We start from the raw sequence: 690 nt of genomic DNA, 5'->3' as shown, positions 1-690 counted from the left end.
AGCGAGGCGAACATGCGCGCCACATTGTAGGGCTCGCTGTAGGAACTCGATGCTGCTCAACGACCTGCAGCGCGACAAGGACACGACCTATCTGTTCATCAGCCACGACCTCAGGGTGGTGCGCTACATGGCCGACAGGATCGGCGTGCTCTATCGCGGACGCCTGGTCGAAACCGGTTCATCCGACCAGATTTTCAAAGGCCCCAACCACCCCTATACGGCCCTGCTGCTGGCCGCTTCTTCCGATGAGGCCGAGCCGAAGTTATCCGCTCAAGCCGAGGTCGAGGCAGCCGGCATCCCGAACACCGGATGCGCCTTCGCCAACCGCTGCCCCCTGGTCCTGCCTGACTGCCGAAAGGCAGAACCATCAGCCATGGAGGTTGCGGCTGGCCACCGGATCGCCTGCTGGCGGCACGGCCAGGGTTCCTGAGCGGCTCAACAGCAGCCTGACGGTCCACGGCAGCACGTTTCCTTTCAGGCACAGTGCGATGTCAGAATTGGCTCTTGAAGGGTCAACTCGGACGCGCGTAACATCGCGCCATCTGAATTGAGTCTGCTTTATTAGTCCGGACTAACCTCCGGATTGGTTTGGATATTTCCCTTGAACACGCAAGCAATCGGCGGCGCGCCGGAGCGCGGCAAATCGTTTGCCCATGTGGCGGAAGCCTCCTGGGGCAAGGGCCTCAGCAC

Annotated in this window: 1 protein-coding gene; it reads left to right on the top strand. The window is 61.4% G+C overall.

From position 1 onward, the window contains the following. Positions 1 to 430: ABC transporter ATP-binding protein (locus tag EOC06_RS38200; RefSeq protein ID WP_164899044.1), on the top strand; the 430-nt coding region annotated here is incomplete at its 5' end. Between the last annotated feature and the right edge of the window lie 260 nt (positions 431 to 690).

It is taken from the genome of Mesorhizobium sp. M7A.F.Ca.MR.362.00.0.0 (assembly GCF_004023175.1).
Taxonomy (GTDB): domain Bacteria; phylum Pseudomonadota; class Alphaproteobacteria; order Rhizobiales; family Rhizobiaceae; genus Mesorhizobium.
This window is presented reverse-complemented; position numbering and strand designations above follow the sequence as displayed.